Annotated in this window: 16 protein-coding genes; 14 read left to right on the top strand and 2 right to left on the bottom strand. The window is 42.1% G+C overall.

The window, feature by feature from the left end; genetic code table 11:
• The first annotated feature begins 56 nt into the window (after window positions 1-56).
• The 5 genes from H513_RS0106540 (at window position 57) to mbcS (ending at window position 4,808) form a co-directional block, all read left to right on the top strand.
• Window positions 57-593 (top strand): hypothetical protein, encoded by a 537-nt coding sequence (locus H513_RS0106540; RefSeq protein ID WP_026800029.1) that lies wholly within the window; start codon window positions 57-59, stop codon window positions 591-593.
• Window positions 594-745: 152 nt separating this feature from the next.
• Entirely contained in the window at window positions 746-1,594 is an 849-nt protein-coding gene (locus H513_RS0106535; RefSeq protein WP_026800028.1) for a YitT family protein, read from the top strand.
• Between the two features lie 29 nt (window positions 1,595-1,623).
• Window positions 1,624-2,304, top strand: a complete 681-nt coding sequence (locus H513_RS0106530) for a GntR family transcriptional regulator (RefSeq protein WP_026800027.1) — start codon at window positions 1,624-1,626, stop codon at window positions 2,302-2,304.
• A gap of 185 nt (window positions 2,305-2,489) precedes the next feature.
• Entirely contained in the window at window positions 2,490-3,131 is a 642-nt protein-coding gene (locus tag H513_RS0106525; RefSeq protein WP_026800026.1) for a YczE/YyaS/YitT family protein, read from the top strand.
• 99 nt (window positions 3,132-3,230) lie between these two features.
• A complete protein-coding gene (gene mbcS / locus H513_RS0106520; RefSeq protein WP_026800025.1) occupies window positions 3,231-4,808 on the top strand; it encodes an acyl-CoA synthetase MbcS in 1,578 nt (525 codons plus the stop codon).
• A 45-nt stretch (window positions 4,809-4,853) separates the two neighbouring features.
• Here the strand turns inward: mbcS and H513_RS0106515 are convergent, their stop codons facing one another.
• Both H513_RS0106515 and H513_RS0106510 read right to left on the bottom strand, forming a co-directional pair.
• A complete protein-coding gene (locus tag H513_RS0106515) occupies window positions 4,854-5,069 on the bottom strand; it encodes a hypothetical protein (protein WP_026800024.1) in 216 nt (71 codons plus the stop codon).
• Between the two features lie 13 nt (window positions 5,070-5,082).
• Entirely contained in the window at window positions 5,083-5,631 is a 549-nt protein-coding gene (locus tag H513_RS0106510) for a GNAT family N-acetyltransferase (protein WP_026800023.1), read from the bottom strand.
• A gap of 130 nt (window positions 5,632-5,761) precedes the next feature.
• On the opposite strand from H513_RS0106510, the gene H513_RS0106505 reads away from it, so the two are divergent.
• From H513_RS0106505 to H513_RS0106465, 9 genes are all read left to right on the top strand, one after another.
• Complete coding sequence (locus tag H513_RS0106505) at window positions 5,762-7,084, top strand: FAD-dependent oxidoreductase (RefSeq protein WP_026800022.1); 1,323 nt, start codon at window positions 5,762-5,764, stop codon at window positions 7,082-7,084.
• A 4-nt stretch (window positions 7,085-7,088) separates the two neighbouring features.
• Complete coding sequence (locus H513_RS0106500) at window positions 7,089-8,102, top strand: class I SAM-dependent methyltransferase (protein WP_026800021.1); 1,014 nt, start codon at window positions 7,089-7,091, stop codon at window positions 8,100-8,102.
• 242 nt (window positions 8,103-8,344) lie between these two features.
• Window positions 8,345-8,506 (top strand): hypothetical protein, encoded by a 162-nt coding sequence (locus H513_RS21505; RefSeq protein WP_154655198.1) that lies wholly within the window; start codon window positions 8,345-8,347, stop codon window positions 8,504-8,506.
• A 118-nt stretch (window positions 8,507-8,624) separates the two neighbouring features.
• On the top strand, window positions 8,625-9,995 hold the full coding sequence (locus H513_RS22220) for a peptidoglycan-binding protein (RefSeq protein ID WP_081658202.1): 1,371 nt from the start codon (window positions 8,625-8,627) through the stop codon (window positions 9,993-9,995).
• 286 nt (window positions 9,996-10,281) lie between these two features.
• Window positions 10,282-10,842: a ribosome hibernation-promoting factor, HPF/YfiA family gene (gene hpf, locus H513_RS0106485; protein ID WP_026800020.1), complete on the top strand. Its 561-nt coding sequence runs from the start codon at window positions 10,282-10,284 to the stop codon at window positions 10,840-10,842.
• A 203-nt stretch (window positions 10,843-11,045) separates the two neighbouring features.
• Window positions 11,046-11,225 carry a hypothetical protein gene (locus tag H513_RS0106480; protein ID WP_026800019.1) on the top strand — a complete coding sequence of 60 codons (180 nt, stop codon included), beginning with the start codon at window positions 11,046-11,048 and terminating at the stop codon, window positions 11,223-11,225.
• Between the two features lie 180 nt (window positions 11,226-11,405).
• Window positions 11,406-13,922 (top strand): preprotein translocase subunit SecA, encoded by a 2,517-nt coding sequence (gene secA, locus H513_RS0106475; protein ID WP_026800018.1) that lies wholly within the window; start codon window positions 11,406-11,408, stop codon window positions 13,920-13,922.
• A 69-nt stretch (window positions 13,923-13,991) separates the two neighbouring features.
• Window positions 13,992-15,093, top strand: a protein-coding gene (prfB, locus tag H513_RS0106470; protein WP_154655197.1) for a peptide chain release factor 2 whose coding sequence is annotated in 2 segments (ribosomal slippage) — window positions 13,992-14,063 and window positions 14,065-15,093 — 1,101 coding nt in all. Because the reading frame shifts where the segments join, the coding sequence is not laid out codon by codon here.
• Window positions 15,094-15,419: 326 nt separating this feature from the next.
• Window positions 15,420-16,283 (top strand): YitT family protein, encoded by an 864-nt coding sequence (locus tag H513_RS0106465; RefSeq protein WP_051239724.1) that lies wholly within the window; start codon window positions 15,420-15,422, stop codon window positions 16,281-16,283.
• Window positions 16,284-16,321: the final 38 nt, after the last annotated feature.

The raw sequence follows: 16,321 nt of genomic DNA, 5'->3' as shown, positions 1-16,321 counted from the left end.
CTAATCGAGTCGCTGTGATAAGATGGAACAGCAACTGAACTAAGAAGGAGTTTAAGATGGGCAGAATAAGAAGATTACTCATAACGTTTACGATTGCCCTGCTCGTGTCCTTCTTCCTATGGAAGTGGTTAGGGGATGATGGGGAACAAGCTGGGGTAATCACAGCAAACCTAAACGAAGCAGAAACCTTTCTAACAGAGTCAACTACTCTTAAGGAAGGGGAGTCCTTACAGGTAGAGCACTTACTTAAATCTGAAGATTCATCTTTACGTGTCGCTGCGTATACAATCAGGCAGTCTGGTCAAACAAGTAAACAGGGCGTGGCTGTTTTTGAATCCTTAGATGACCATCGAATGGAATTTGTTAAAACGACGACAACTAAAGAAAAAACGATATTTGAGCAAGTGATGAAAAGTGGCAAGTTATATGGAATCTTTCTGACAAGTCGTGAGGATTGGGAAGAAGCAATTATCCATATCGAAGGTGTTGGTGAATTTACTTTCTCCCGTACAAACCAGCCTATTCAGGCAGAGTTGATTGAGCTGAGTGAGGCTTCTGAACCACAAGTATATGAAATTCAATTTGACCGTTAGATCCCCTTTAAGTGTGAGGGGATTTTTTTGTTAATATTTTATAATTGTAAACGCTTAACTGGTTTACATCTTCTACCTGGGTCTATATAATTCAAAGTTGTGATTGTACTACAATTTTGAACGACAAAATATATCGGCAAAGGAAGGTGTCTATGCGAAATAAAGTGCTCTCATTTCTTATTATGAATTTCGGCGTGTTATGTGTAGCCGTTAACACCGTATTCTTCTTGTCACCGAATAACCTCGCAACCGGGGGAGTCAGTGGCCTTTCAATCATTCTTAACCAGGTTTTCGCACATATTCCAGTTGGTGTTTTCATGTTAATTGCCAACTTGGCTTGCTTAGTACTCGGTTTTATTTTTATTGGGTTTAAATTTGGAGCAAAGACGATTTATACAAGTATCGCCGTTTCCATTATGGTATGGGCACTTGAAGTGTTGATTCCAATCCAAGAACCAATGAGTAATGACGTGTTGATTCAACTTATTATTGGACAAGCGATTGCGGCCTTCGGTATTGCGATTGTCTTCCACCAAGGGGCTTCAACGGGCGGAACAGACATTATTGCGATGATTATTAACAAGTACCTAGGAATTGACATGGGGAAAGCCGTGCTGTTCTCTGACTTTGCAATTGCAGGCTTCTCAATCTTACTCTTCGGTCCACAAGTTGGATTGTATGCATTATTCGGTGTCATTCTAAATGGAATCGTAATCGATTATGCACTACAGCAGTTAAATGATAATAAGGAAATTGTCATTATCAGTTCAGAAAGCGATCGTGTACGTGCCTTTATTGTAGAAGAGTTAGGGAAAGGCGCTACGATTCATGCTGCCAAAGGTGCATTTAACTATGAATCGAAAGAGGTTATTACGACCATCTTGAAACGAAAAGACTTGAGCAAACTAAAACGGTATATTGCACAAGTCGATGAGACGGCTTTCGTTACTGTGCACAATATGAACGAGATTTTAGGACAGAACTTTAAACGATTAGCCTAATTAGATAGGTAAAGGATGAACCTTAGCAGATGAGTGAACGAACGTCTATGATTCACAAAGTTTATGAAGCCATAAAGGAAGCCATCTTATTCCGGAGGCTGGCTCCTGGGACACAATTGGTGGAGCAAGTCATTTCTTTGCGTCTTGAAGTTTCGCGTACTCCGATTCGACACGCGCTCAAACAACTAGAACAAGAAGGACTTGTCACAATTATTCCAAATCGCGGTGCCTTCGTCGTTCAGCCAACGTTAGCGGAAATTCATCAGGCTTTCGAAATACGCAAAGAATTGGAACAAATGGCTGCTCGTTTAAGCGTTCATTCCTTAGAAGAACCAGACTTTGAAGAGATGAGACGTTTAATCAAGCAAGAGAAAGAAAGCTATACGAAAGATAGTTTAATGAATTACATTGAAGTAAATAACGCATTTCATATGTATCTCGCTGAAAAGAGTGGAAATAGCTTTCTACAAGATTATATGAAGCGGTTATTAAACCAAATTGATGTGTACTTGATGTTATACGATATCTTCTATGACGTGGATATGAAACAAAGTGATCGATTTAAAGAGCATGAACACATTGTACAAGCTCTTGAACAAAAGGATTTGCCCCGAGTTTATGAGTTGTTGGAACGTCATATGGAAATAAGTATAAACAACATGTACGTAGAGAAGCAGACTTATCATTCATTAGAAGATGAGTTCATGTAAGGAAGTACCTGTCGAAATTGAAGGTGCTTTTTTTTTTGCCTCTTTTTGGGATGTGAGTCATGTGCTTGACGGTGCCTTCAATCAGTATTAGAATCTTTTTGGATTTGACGATAAGTAGTAGAGGATTTCGTTTTTTTTGGCAGCTTTTCAGATTGACTATACTACGACGGAAGGAGGCGGTCGTAATGCTTTATCGAGTTACGATTTACCTTCTTGGAATGATATTAAATTTCTTCGGTGTAGCGTTAATTATTAACGCAGCTCTTGGCGCAGGCTTTTGGACAGCTTTCTTCGTAGGGATGTCTGACATGTTCGGATATACAGTTGGCTTTTGGTATGCTGTGTTTCAATTAATCTTCATATTCGTGAATGGGTGGTTAATGAAACAGTTGCCTGAAGTAAGAGCAATTATTCCACTTGTGCTCGAATCACTGATTCTAGACTTCTGGCTTGAAGTTGTATTTACACACGTGGATTGGTCAGGAGCCCCTATCTGGTGGCAACTTCTCATCTTAGCAACAGGAGTCATGATTGTAGGTCTTGGTGTAGCCGTTTATATACTACCACAGTTTCCGCGCGCTCCTGTAGATCAGCTGTTCTTAGCTGTGAGCGAACGATTCAATTTGAGCTTACGCGCTGGTCAGACACTTGTCGCTGTCGTCACTGCAAGCGCAGGTTTTCTTATCGGTGGGCCTGTGGGACTTGGGACATTAGCAGGTGTACTGTTTCTAGGTATAGTTATTCAATTTTGGTATACGCGGGTATATCCGGTCTATCATCGTTATGCCCCCGTCCAGCCAGTAGAACAAGTATCTTATGAAACATAAAGAAGAGGGAGAGCCTCTTCTTTTTTAGGGTTAAGGTGTCAGAATATTGTGTTATAATAAGCATCGAAAGCTAACTTTATACAGTAAAGGGGTGTTCACGTGGAACGAAGCGAGCTAATTGCCCCTCCTAGTTACAATGTGGTATCAGAGGTTGAGGTGTATGCCAAAGATCCTGAACATGTAGCATTGAAATGGGAGGACGACCAAGGTAATTCAAGGGAGATTACGTACAATAAGTTAATCCGATCTGCGAACCGAATTGGAAACGCTTTCTATTCACAAGGGCTAAAGAAGGGAGATAAAGTCCTTGTTATGATTCCAAGGTCTATTGAAGCTTACGAAGTGTACCTTGGTGCATTAAAAGCAGGGTTTGTCGTCATCCCAAGTTCCGAGATGTTAAAAGCGAAAGACTTACAGTACCGCATTCAACATGGCGAGGTGCAAGCAGTTGTAAGTTCGTATCCATGTGTAGACCAATTTCAAGATGTTAATTTGGATGGCGTGCTTCCGTTTGTAATTGGGAATCACGTTTCGGGGTGGAAATCGTTAGATGATCTAATGAATGTTTCCTCGGAACAATTAGACATGGCAGACACTTCGTCTGACGATCTTGCATTTATCTCGTACACGTCTGGTACGACTGGATTACCGAAAGGGGTCGTTCATACACATGGCTGGGGGTACGCTCACTTAAGAACAGCAGCCTCTCACTGGTTAGATATTAAAGAGAAAGACCGTGTATGGGCAACGGCTGGTCCAGGGTGGCAGAAGTGGATTTGGAGTCCGTTTCTTTCAGTGCTCGGTTCTGGTGCTACTGGATTTATTTATCAGGGGAAATTCTCAAGCTCTAAATACTTAGAACTGCTTCAGCGTCATGAAATGAACGTCTTGTGTTGTACGCCAACCGAATACCGTCTTATGGCGAAAGAACGTAATTTGGATCAGTATGATTTATCCCATATGCACAGTGCGGTCTCAGCCGGAGAACCTCTTAATCGTGAAGTAATTGACACATTTAAGCGCCAATTTAACATTACCGTACGAGATGGATATGGTCAGACTGAGAATACCCTTCTCGTCGGAGTATTAAAAGGGATGGAAGTGAAGCCGGGCTCCATGGGCAAGCCGACGCCTGGAAACCGTGTTGAACTAATTGATGAAGAAGGGGTTCCGCTAGGCGTTGGACAAGTTGGGGATATTGCTGTCCATCTTGAAACACCTGCCTTGTTTAAAGAATACTATAAAGATCCTGAACGCACCCAAATGTCTCGACGAGGTGATTACTATGTTACCGGAGACCAAGCCAAAAAAGATGAGGATGGGTATTACTGGTTTGAGGGGCGGAGGGATGACATTATTATTAGTTCTGGCTACACCATTGGTCCATTTGAAGTTGAAGATGCGCTCGTAAAACATTCTGCTGTGCAAGAATGTGCGGTTGTTGCAAGTCCCGATGAAATTAGAGGGAATGTTGTCAAAGCATTTGTCGTCCTTCAACCAGAAGAGCAACCGTCGGATGCGTTAATTGAAGACCTGCAAAACCATGTGAAAGAGCTAACTGCGCCTTACAAATACCCTCGGAAAATTGAGTTTCTAGAAGAACTACCGAAAACGACATCTGGGAAGATTCGTCGAATTGAACTCAGGCAGAAGGAAAAAGGAGTTACATCCCAGTAAGAGAAGAACAACAACCGCTTAGTATAACTAAGCGGTTGTTGTTCGTTACGTTTCATATCCTTTGGGGACACACCTTGGAGAATCGAGGTCTGCTGCTCGTTCCAACTGGGATAACAGTCGTTCCAGTTTTCCTGTTCGGTTTGACACGAGTTCATGCAAGGGGAGGGAACTTGAATCGTCTACTTCATAATGCAGAAGGATAGACTTTGTTGAAGGATAACGGTCTACGATTTGTGCTGGGGTGGATTGCTCCGAAATCATATGCATTCTCCTTTCACGTTATCGTTTCCCACTCGCTTTTTAGTAAGCCATAGAAGTCGTGGTCGACGTAGTGATCATAGAGCCATTCAGATTGTCTCGCAGTTCCTTCGTAATTGAAACCTAGACGCTTAGGAATTGCATTACTTCTTTCATTCTGTGTCGCACATCGGATTTCAATGCGATTCATGTCGAGCGTTATAAACGCGTATTCTATCATGGCCCGACAAGTGTCTGTCATAATGCCCTTGCCTTGGAAGGGTTCACCTAGCCAATAACCGATGCTTGTCTTACGGTTGGTGTAATCAAAGTAATGAAATCCAACAATCCCTACGATTTGTCCATGATAGATGATCCCCACATCCATCCCCTCATTATTCTCGAACTTCTTACGCGCTTGTTCAATAAAGGAGAGAGAATCACTGGGTGCGCGAATTGCATCGAGCCATGGAAGCCATTCCATTAAATGTGCTCTAGAGTGATCGGTAAGTTGAAACAACTCTTCAGCATCTTGTTCTTCAAGAAGTCGAAGAGATACTTCATTTGAGACCTTATAGGTAAACACGGAGACCCTCCCCTAAACTAAGTTTATCGACCATTCTAGCAAATGCTAGTAGAGAAGGCTAGTGAAATGTTTATATTTTCCTGATGGGTGGAATAGTTTTACAGTGAAGAAGCAGGTAGGGGTGTTGTGAATGAAGACGGAGGTATTAGTGAATGGCGGAGGTGTTGGAGGTCTGGCACTTGCTGTCAAACTTGCTAGTCAAGGCGTACATACGACAGTGGTGGAGCAATTAAAAGCGGAGTCTCCCTCCTATAAAGGCGAACTACTTCAGCCTAAGACATTAGCAATCTTAGACGATTTAGGAGTACTTCAAGAGGTTCTTCCATCTGGTCATGCCCTTGACCAGCTTCAGTTCATTGAATTAGAAAGACAAGTTAATACGTCCCCTAAAACAATCGGTCAATCAAACATGGACTATTCTTTATTACAATCCCCATACAACTATGCACTAATGATTCCACATGAGAAATTGAAAAGCATCCTACTCCACAAAGCGAACGAATACAAATCCTACTTTACATATATCCAGCCTGCTCGTTTTAGAGGGTTTGAAGGTGATAAAGCCATTGTCCGACACTCAAGAGAAGATAGGGACTATCACATCCATGCCTCCTTTTATGTTGGGGCAGAAGGAAGAACATCTCCAACCCGTCAAGCTATGGGGTTATCTGTTAAAAACAGAACCTATAACCATCATTTCTTAACGGTCACTTTCTCAAGGCCAGAAGATTTCATAGATGGGAAGATTGTTACGACGAATCATCGTTTTCTTGGATTATTCCCTCTACCAAATGACCAAATACGGACAGTGTTCCTAATTAAAGCGGGAGCCTATAAAGAAATGAAAAAAGAAGGAATCGAGTTATTTCACAACTCTTATGCAGAACTATGCCCTGAACTTCAGGATCATGTTCTTGAACTAGAAGATTGGAAGCGAATACAGCTTATGATTCCGAATATGTATCACGTGTCCAAATACGTATCAGGCAATATGGCTTTAATTGGAGACGCCGCGCATGCGGTTCATCCTATGGCAGGAGAAGGAATGAATTTGGCGATTCAAGATGCTGATGTGTTAGGAGAGCTACTTGGTTGGATGAAGCGGAATCATAAGTTCGACAACGACTGTTTACAGTGGTATGAACAAGTTCGTCGTCCTAGAGCACAATTTCTCTTAAACCTTAGTCATCTGTCGGCGTTGGCTTATTCGTTTCCTTATCGCTTCTTTCGGAGGATTCGAATGAAAAGCATTGAACGGATTGAGCAAGACTCAAAACTTCACGTGAAGCAAATGCTTAATATTTCTGGGCTTGGTCGTTGGGATGAGAATGCAATCGACCGATTCGTTCAAATCGGACTGATGCCGAAACGTTCGTCTGGTCGTGCGAAGGATAAACAAATGGAGTATTTCTTTCAACGTTCAGAAGATTACCCATGGGAACGAGAGGAGTAACAGAATGAAAGAGTGGCAAAAAGCCTTAAAAGCAAGAGGATGGATGAAGAAGAACGAATCTTTCCTGTCTACATGGCATGCGTACGTCGGGAATGAATTGAACTTATTTCGGATGTTCGAGAAGCCGAAAACTGTAAGAGAAGTTGTGGACGAAACGGGATTGTCTGAAGAACTCCTTGACTGCTGGGTACAAATTGGAGCTGTTGTACATCACTTAAGGAAGAGAACAGGCAACCGCTACCGTACCTCAAAGAAAAACTGTGGGGAGTTCCTATCTAGTGAAGGAGCGGGCATTGGCGCGCTATTGAAAGAAGTCATGGAATTACATATTCCGACGCTGCTCTCCTATCCAACGTACATGACCTCAAATGAACGTGCAGTGTTTAATCATGACCGGTTTGGTTCAGTTGTGGCCGAGACGTCCTCCTTACTTGAGAACTTTGCGATCAAGCGAATTAAACGGATTGTTCAAGAAGAGAACACGCAGACTGTCGTTGATTTAGGATGCGGATATGGAGGATATTTAAGAAAGCTCACAGAAACGTTCCCAACTGTAGACATGGTAGGGGTAGATTTAAACGAGGATGTTGTTGCCTATGCTAGACAATTGTCGAAAGAGTACTCGAATATTCAGTTTGAAGTAGGCGATGCATCCACTTGGCATCCATCTACCGGAGAAGTGGACCTAGTCTTAATTCATAACATCTTTCATTATCTAGACTTAACTTCCAGGCAACAATTGTTACGTCATATATCTAAATGGATCTCGAAAGACGGGAAGATATCCGTGATTACTCCAATCAATGACATAGACCAATCCATGGCGTTCCCGAAAGTATTTAATGGGTTCTTTACTGCCCACTCAAACTTGCATCCTCTTCCTACTGTAGAAGGGATACAAGAAATGGCTCATGAAGTTGGGTTAACCATTTCAAAGTTTCAACCAATTGTGAGAGAGGGTGGTTGGTATTCCTACTGGCTAACTCCCCAACAGACAGACGTCCCATTAGAAGTCTAACCAAGCTGGTTAGACTTCTTTTCATGAAGGCTGAAGAAATAAATTAAGTTCCATTCACCCGTGTAGCATTGTGTCTGATCCTATATCTTTCCTGATTAGCCCCCTTATAACATTCCAATTAAAGGCGTTTCCATATCATTCAAAACCGATAAATAAACGAAATCCGTTACATATAGATAAAAAGTATTGCATCGCTCGAAATTTTCTGTAAAATGTATGTGATAGAAAGGAAGACTTTAAGCATGAAACATCAGTTCACGAGATTTGTAGTTGGGTTTTTTCTTGTGATTATTGTGAGTCTTGTAGCGCTAACACCTGTTTTAATTAAAGCAGATGTGGTCGTACCTTCTGAAAAGACTCATCAGCAAACGGTTACGATTAACCTAAATACAGAAGAAGAGTAAAAGAAGTTGATGGAAACCATCGACTTCTTTTTTTTGGTTATTCGTGCAGTCAAAGCATCTATGTCCTACGTACTATATAGAGTTACCTTCATCTATATCAAAAGTCAGGGGGCTTTCTATGTTTACGTTAGAAGAAGTGCTGTCTAAGAATTCACGAGGTTTAAATGGGTTACACCCAGTTGTAAAGGGAAAGGCCACCCAGTTGATTGAAAATGCCTATAACCGGGGTGTCCAAATCTTAATAACGGATGGATATCGTAGTTTCGCAGAACAGCAAAGACTGTACAATCAAGGTCGAACAACACCAGGCTCCATCGTGACCAATGCTCGTCCAGGACAGAGCTACCATAATTATGGATTAGCCATAGACTTTGCTCTCTATACGAAAGATGGTCGTAAAGTCGTCTGGGATACGAGGATAGACGGTGATGGGGATGGGCTAAGTGACTGGGATGAAGTGGTTATTGAAGCTAAGAAATTAGGGTTTAAATGGGGAGGCGATTGGGTAAGCTTTCGTGATTTCCCACACTTTGAATACACATTCGGATTATCGATTCGAGATCTTCTGAATGGGAAGCGACCACCTATGTCGGGAGATGTGGGGAGGTCTGATTTGTTGCAACGAGGAGATAGTGGAACGTTCGTGGAAACGTTACAACAACAGTTGAACAAACTTGGCTATAACTTAACTGTTGATGGCGATTTTGGTCCCGATACGGAGCGTGCCGTCCGTGACTTCCAGCAGAGTCAAGGATTAAAGGTAGATGGAATTGTCGGTCGAAATACACGGGAAGCACTTACAAGTATGCTGTCAGAAATGAACTCAGACTTGTTGCAAAGAGGAGCAGAAGGCGAGTTGGTCGAAATTCTCCAAAAAGATTTAAACGAGCTTGGATATCGCTTGCAGGTAGATGGTGATTTCGGACCCAACACAGAGGAGGCTGTTAAAGAATTTCAACAAGACAAAGGATTAACCGTCGACGGTATAGTGGGGCCCAATACTCGGGAGATACTGAATCTTGCTCTTGAAAGCAAACGCGATGGGTTACTGGAAAGAGGAGAGAAAGGCGATGATGTAAAGGAAATGCAACAGAAGTTCAAGATGGCAGGTTATCGCATAACGGTTGATGGAAACTTTGGGCCGTCAACGGAACAAGTTGTAGAATCCTTCCAACGAACACACGGTCTTCAAGTAGACGGGATATATGGCCCAAATACAGAAAGAAAATTGGATCAAGTTATCGCACAAAGAAAAAATCAAACGTCTATTATTAGGTATCCGAACAAGTTATTTAGAGTAACTACACCATATATGAGAGATCAAATGGGGCAAAGTAGCATAAAAGCGATACAGAGAGCAGTAGGGGCAAAGCCCGTTGATGGAATTTATGGACCTTCAACAGCTGCAGCTGTGAAAGCTTACCAAAGACGAAAGGGATTAACGGCTGATGGAATCGTTGGTCCAAGTACGTGGCGTACGCTCTTTTAACTCGCCACTCTTTTTTATGTGCTTATGTGAAATTATTCACGTAATCTTCACAATTACTTCCAAATGTGGTGTGAATTCAGGGTATAGTAAGAATACAAGATGATTTCAGTAGTATTACAAAGTTATAGAAGGGGTTTAAATCCCTGTTATAAGAGGAAATCATCTTACCAAACCATCCTATCTACCTATTTTAACGAGATCTTTAACTATTTAACGAAAAGTAAACAATTTTCAGAAATCTGTGTTAGAATAGGGGTACAGTAGGATTAAAAGGAGGACACTTCATATGAAATACAACATTCGAGGCGAAAATATCGAAGTGACTGGAGCTATTAAAGATTACGTGGAGAAGAAGATTGGCAAACTAACACGTTACTTTGATCAAGATCCAGCATCTGATGTACATGTTAATTTGAGTGTCTATAATGACGAGCAGCAAATTGAGGTTACCATTCCAATGCCTAACTTACTATTACGTGCTGAGGAACAGCATGTGGACCTATATGCGGCTATTGACCTTGTGGTAGATAAGCTGGAACGTCAAATCCGAAAACACAAAACCAAAGTAAATCGTAAGTTCCGTCAGGAGGGTACGTCTCCGAAATATGTGTTCGCAGAACTTGAGCAGGAGGCACAGAAATCCGCTGTAGGTGTTTACGATGATGAAGCAGTTGAAATTGTGCGCAATAAGCGCTTTGATTTGAAACCAATGGATTCCGAAGAGGCTGTATTACAAATGGACATGCTTGGACATAGCTTCTTCGTCTTCAATAATGTTGATACAGGTAGCACAAGCGTCGTATATCGTAGACGCGATGGTAAATACGGACTAATCGAGCCGAATTAATTAGGTTGTAGAAATTAGAAGGGTCTCCAATAATGGAGGCCCTTTTTATATTTGTACGATTATTGGTCTATTGTTCACTATTTTTATACTTTTGGTTAGGAAATCTATAATATACGTCGTCATTACGCACTCATTTTTCAAATATCAACATTTTTCAACATGTTTCCAAAATGGTATAACTAAAGCACTGAAGGAGGAGGATTATGTCTACGAACTTATGTTCAGAGTTGCAAGAGCTAAAATGTCTTGTTCGCCAACAAGAAGAGACGCTAAGTCAGCTCATTCAAATGGTAGCATCGACGAACCGACATCTGTTCGATTTACGCCATCGACAGACGGTTTTAGAGCATCAAAGCACCCCTTATTCCATCTCCTCGAAATAGCGCTTCACACTTCCTCTTCATCCCTCATGTTTCCCTCGAAACGAAGCATCTCCCCTCTTTGAGATGCTTCGTTTTCCTATGGCTGGGAAAGTTGTCATACCTATGACAATAGTGTTATGATAATGTTTGGATTATTATAGAATCAGCTACCGATTTTACTATATAGGGGAGCGTTTATATATGCGTGCATTGTTAAAGAAAGTTTTCGGTGATGCAAATTCACGTCAACTAAAAGGAATGCAGAAAACCGTTGACCAAGTAGAAGCCTTCGAACCAGAGATTGAAAAGCTCTCTGAAGAAGATCTTCGAAACAAAACGATGGAATTCAAACAAAGATATGAAAAGGGAGAGTCCCTTGATGACATGCTTCCTGAAGCATATGCAGTCGTTCGTGAAGGGGCTAAGCGTGCTCTAGGTATGCGTCCATTCCCCGTTCAGATTCAAGGAGCCATAGCTCTTCATGAAGGCGATATTGCAGAGATGAAAACTGGGGAAGGAAAAACCCTAGCTTCCACAATGCCAGCCTACTTGAATGCAATAACAGGTAAAGGCGTTCATGTCATCACAGTAAATGATTACTTGGCTGAACGTGATGCGAGAGAGATGGGTGTCTTATTCAATTACCTTGGTCTGACAGTTGGTCTTAATGCTAACGGTCTATCTAAGGAAGAGAAGAAAGAAGCCTATCTAGCGGATATCACGTATGGAACGAATAATGAGTTCGGCTTTGACTATCTTCGTGACAATATGGTGCTTTATAAAGAGCAAATGGTGCAGCGCCCGCTCCATTATGCCATCATTGATGAGGTAGACTCTGCGTTAATTGATGAAGCAAGAACCCCGTTGATCATCTCAGGTTCAGCTCGTAAATCTGCTAACATGTATCAACAAGCGGACCAATTCGTACGTGTCTTGAAACTTGAAGAGGATTATACGTACGATGAGAAAACGAAAGGCGTTCAATTAACGGAAGAGGGCATTAACAAGGCAGAGAAATTCTTCAACATTGAGAACTTGTTTGACTTGTCAAATGTTTCGTTAATCCATCATATCAATCAAGCATTAAAAGCTCACGTAGCTATGATGAAAGATACAGATTATGTCGTTCAGGAAGAAGAGGTTGTGATTGTTGACCAATTTACGGGTCGTTTGATGAAGGGACGTCGCTATAGTGATGGACTTCACCAGGCAATCGAAGCGAAAGAAGGCCTTCAAATTCAGAACGAAAGCATGACGCTTGCTACAATCACGTTCCAAAACTACTTCCGTATGTACGAGAAATTGTCAGGTATGACAGGAACGGCTAAAACTGAAGAAGAAGAATTCCGTAATATTTACAATATGAACGTTATTGTAATTCCAACGAATAAACCGATTGTCAGAGATGACAAATCGGACATGATTTACAAATCCGTTGATGCGAAGTTTAGAGCGGTTGTGGAGGAAATTAAAGAGCGCCATGAAAAGGGGCAGCCTGTCCTAGTAGGTACAGTAGCTGTTGAGACATCTGAATTAATTTCCCGTTATTTGACGAAAGCGAAAGTACCACATAACGTGTTAAACGCAAAGAACCACTATCGTGAGGCTGAAATCATTGAGAATGCTGGTCAACCTGGTGCGGTTACCATTGCAACCAATATGGCTGGACGAGGTACGGATATCAAGCTAGGAGACGGAGTAAGAGACTTAGGTGGACTAGCTGTAATCGGGACAGAACGTCATGAGTCTCGTCGTATTGATAATCAGCTACGTGGACGTTCTGGTCGTCAGGGTGACCCTGGGATGTCCCAGTTCTACCTTTCCATGGAAGATGAGTTAATGAAACGTTTCGGTTCTGACAACATGCGTACAATGATGGATCGTCTTGGCATGGACGATACGCAGCCAATCGAGAGTAAAATGGTATCTCGTGCAGTAGAATCCGCACAGAAGCGAGTAGAAGGTAACAACTTCGACTCTCGTAAGACTATTCTTTCTTATGACGACGTGTTGCGCCAACAGCGTGAAGTCATTTACAAACAGCGTCAAGATGTACTTCAGTCTGAGAATTTGCGAGAAATCATTGAAACAATGATGAAGGCTACAATTGAGCGAACTGTAGCTACGTATACGGCAGACGAACTCGATGAGAACTGGAATCTTGATGGGTTAATGGATTACCTGAAAGCAAATCTTCTTGAAGAAGACGATTTAGGCAAAGAAGACCTAGCTGGTAAAGAACCTGAGGAAATGACAGAGCTTATCTTCACGAAAGTGAAGGCGCGTTATGACGAGAAGGAAGAAGAGCTGTCTGATGAGCAAATGCGTGAGTTCGAGAAGGTTATTCTACTTCGTACTGTAGATACGAAATGGATGGACCACATCGACCGTATGGACCAGCTTCGTCAAGGGATTCACCTTCGTGCCTATGGACAGAATGACCCGCTTCGCGAATATCAAATGGAAGGGTTCTCCATGTTTGAACAAATGGTCATCTCCATTGAAGAAGATGTTGCGAAGTATGTAATGAAAGCTCAAATTCGTGAGAACCTTCAACGTCAAGAAGTAGCTAAAGGAGCGACTGCTGTTTCTGGCGGTGAAGAACAGAGCCAGAAAGAGAAAAAGAAAAAGCCAGTCGTAAATAACAATACAGTAAAACGAAATGACCCTTGCCCATGTGGAAGTGGTAAGAAATATAAACACTGCCACGGGCAGTAAGTGTAGAAAGGCATTCTCTTGATTTGAGGGTGTCTTTCTCATATGAAATTAGTGTAGAGGTGAAGACACATGGAACTTAACGAGATTAAACAAGAATTAGATAAAATGGCTAGTCGTCTAGCGGACTTCAGGGGGTCTCTTTGACCTCGATAACAAGAAAGCTCGTATTGCAGAATTAGAAGAGCAAATGACAGACCCTTCTTTCTGGGATGACCAGACTACTGCGCAACGTGTAATTAATGAGGTGAACGGATTGAAAGAGTACGTTCATACATTAGAGAAACACGAAGAGACACTTGAGAATCTGGAAGTTTCTTTGGAACTTGTGAAAGAAGAAGACGACAAAGAGCTACGGGCAGACCTCGAGGAAGAGGTAGGTCAACTAAATGAGCACCTTAACACGTTTGAGATCAACATCCTTCTAGATGAGCCATATGATAAGAATAACGCCATCCTAGAGCTACACCCAGGAGCAGGTGGCACAGAGTCTCAGGACTGGGCAAGCATGTTGCTGCGTATGTACACAAGATGGGCAGAGGAACGTGGATTCAAAGTCAATACGATGGATTATTTACCCGGTGATGAAGCTGGAGTGAAAAGCGTGACCCTAAACATCCAAGGGCATAATGCATATGGCTATCTAAAAGCAGAGAAAGGGATCCACCGTTTGGTACGAATTTCTCCGTTTGATTCCTCAGGCCGTCGTCACACATCCTTTGCTTCTTGTGAAGTTATGCCAGAGTTCAATGATGAAGTAGAGATTGAAGTGCGAAGTGAAGACTTGAAAGTGGACACGTACCGTGCAAGTGGAGCAGGTGGCCAGCACGTCAATACGACAGATTCAGCGGTTCGAATTACACACGTTCCGACAAACACGATTGTAACGTGCCAATCTGAGCGCTCACAGATCAAAAACCGTGAGCAAGCGATGAAGATGCTGAAGTCGAAGCTTTACCAACAAGAGATTGAGCGTCAGCAGCGTGAGCTAGATGAGATTCGTGGGGAACAGAAAGAAATTGGTTGGGGAAGCCAAATCCGTTCTTATGTGTTCCACCCATACTCAATGGTTAAAGATCACCGAACAAATAAAGAGGTTGGGAACGTAAATGCAGTCATGGATGGCGAGCTTGATCCGTTTATTGATGCGTATTTACGCTCTAAACTTTCATAAGAGGAACGTTATGTATAGGAAGATGGCGTCGTTGTTGATTCCACTCACTATACCCTATATAGGATAAGCTAAAGGCAGTTTCTACTAGAAACTGCCTTTAGCTTTAGTGCGTTACAAATGAGAGCTTAACTTTAATGCTTCTCCCTTATGGGGAACTACGATCTAAATAGATCATCATAAGAAGTCTTTAGTGCATTAACACGTTATTTTAGTCTCGTTTACACGGTGTTGCCCCCGTGCTATACTCCTAACGTTACATAAGGATAGAAACTCGGCTCCTATCAAATAATGGGGTATAGGGTGTTATGAAGTGAGGGAGATCGATTATGGGACGAACATCTGCGTATGCGACACAAGGGATTGGGAGAGAGCTTGCTGATTATGGGCTTGTTCTCATCGGTTCAGCCTTTGTTGCCACTGCGTTTAATATTTTCTTACTGCCGAATGAAATTGCTTCTGGCGGTGTTTCTGGAATTAGCACGATTACAAAGTCTTTATTTGATTGGAACCCAGCATTTGTCCAAGGTGCCTTAAATATTCCCCTGTTCTTAATCGGAATATTCTTTTTAGGGAAATCATTTGGGCTAAAGTCTTTAGTGGGTACGATTGCATTGCCATTGTTTGTATACCTAACACAAACCATTGAACCGGCTACTGAAAATGCTCTGTTGGCAGCTATCTTTGGTGGAATGGGGGTAGGCCTTGGATTAGGAATTGTCTTTAAAGGACGAGCGTCAACTGGAGGGGTTGATGTTGCCGCTCAAGTTATTCATCGCACTACTCACCTTTCTCTCGGATTATGTATCGCAATGATTGATGGATTAATTGTGACGACAGCTGCCCTTGCGATCGATCTTGAGAAAGGGTTGTTGGCACTTGTAGCCTTGTTTGTCACTAGTCGGACGATTGACTTTGTTCAAGTTGGATTTAATCGGTCAAAGAATGTCATGATTATATCAAAGGAAATGGAAAGTGTGAGATTAGCTGTATTACAGGAGATTGATCGTGGTGTTACAGTCCTGCGTGCAGTGGGCGGGTATACGAATGAAGAGAGACCGATTATCATGTGCGTCGTCGAGCAAAGCGAATTCACGAAATTGACACAAACAGTGAAACAAATTGATCCATCAGCGTTTGTCATTGCTATGGACGCTGCTGAGGTATTGGGTGAGGGTTTTAAAACAAATTAGTTAGGTTATAATACCCTTATGACTTTATGTCTTCAGGA

The organism is Pontibacillus halophilus JSM 076056 = DSM 19796, from assembly GCF_000425205.1.
Classification (GTDB): Bacteria; Bacillota; Bacilli; order Bacillales; family BH030062; genus Pontibacillus_A; species Pontibacillus_A halophilus.
Note: the sequence above shows the minus strand (reverse complement) of the source record. Positions and strands in the feature narration are given on the sequence as shown.

Excerpts from the sequence above, each read along its gene's own strand:
- H513_RS0106540 (WP_026800029.1), top strand. The coding sequence starts at position 57 with ATGGGCAGAATAAGAAGATTACTCATAACGTTTACGATTGCCCTGCTC.
- H513_RS0106535 (WP_026800028.1), top strand. The coding sequence starts at position 746 with ATGCGAAATAAAGTGCTCTCATTTCTTATTATGAATTTCGGCGTGTTA.
- H513_RS0106530 (WP_026800027.1), top strand. The coding sequence starts at position 1,624 with ATGAGTGAACGAACGTCTATGATTCACAAAGTTTATGAAGCCATAAAG.
- H513_RS0106525 (WP_026800026.1), top strand. The coding sequence starts at position 2,490 with ATGCTTTATCGAGTTACGATTTACCTTCTTGGAATGATATTAAATTTC.
- H513_RS0106515 (WP_026800024.1), bottom strand. The coding sequence starts at position 5,069 with ATGATTTCGGAGCAATCCACCCCAGCACAAATCGTAGACCGTTATCCT.
- H513_RS0106505 (WP_026800022.1), top strand. The coding sequence starts at position 5,762 with ATGAAGACGGAGGTATTAGTGAATGGCGGAGGTGTTGGAGGTCTGGCA.
- H513_RS0106500 (WP_026800021.1), top strand. The coding sequence starts at position 7,089 with ATGAAAGAGTGGCAAAAAGCCTTAAAAGCAAGAGGATGGATGAAGAAG.
- H513_RS21505 (WP_154655198.1), top strand. The coding sequence starts at position 8,345 with ATGAAACATCAGTTCACGAGATTTGTAGTTGGGTTTTTTCTTGTGATT.
- H513_RS22220 (WP_081658202.1), top strand. The coding sequence starts at position 8,625 with ATGTTTACGTTAGAAGAAGTGCTGTCTAAGAATTCACGAGGTTTAAAT.
- hpf (WP_026800020.1), top strand. The coding sequence starts at position 10,282 with ATGAAATACAACATTCGAGGCGAAAATATCGAAGTGACTGGAGCTATT.
- H513_RS0106480 (WP_026800019.1), top strand. The coding sequence starts at position 11,046 with ATGTCTACGAACTTATGTTCAGAGTTGCAAGAGCTAAAATGTCTTGTT.
- secA (WP_026800018.1), top strand. The coding sequence starts at position 11,406 with ATGCGTGCATTGTTAAAGAAAGTTTTCGGTGATGCAAATTCACGTCAA.
- H513_RS0106465 (WP_051239724.1), top strand. The coding sequence starts at position 15,420 with ATGGGACGAACATCTGCGTATGCGACACAAGGGATTGGGAGAGAGCTT.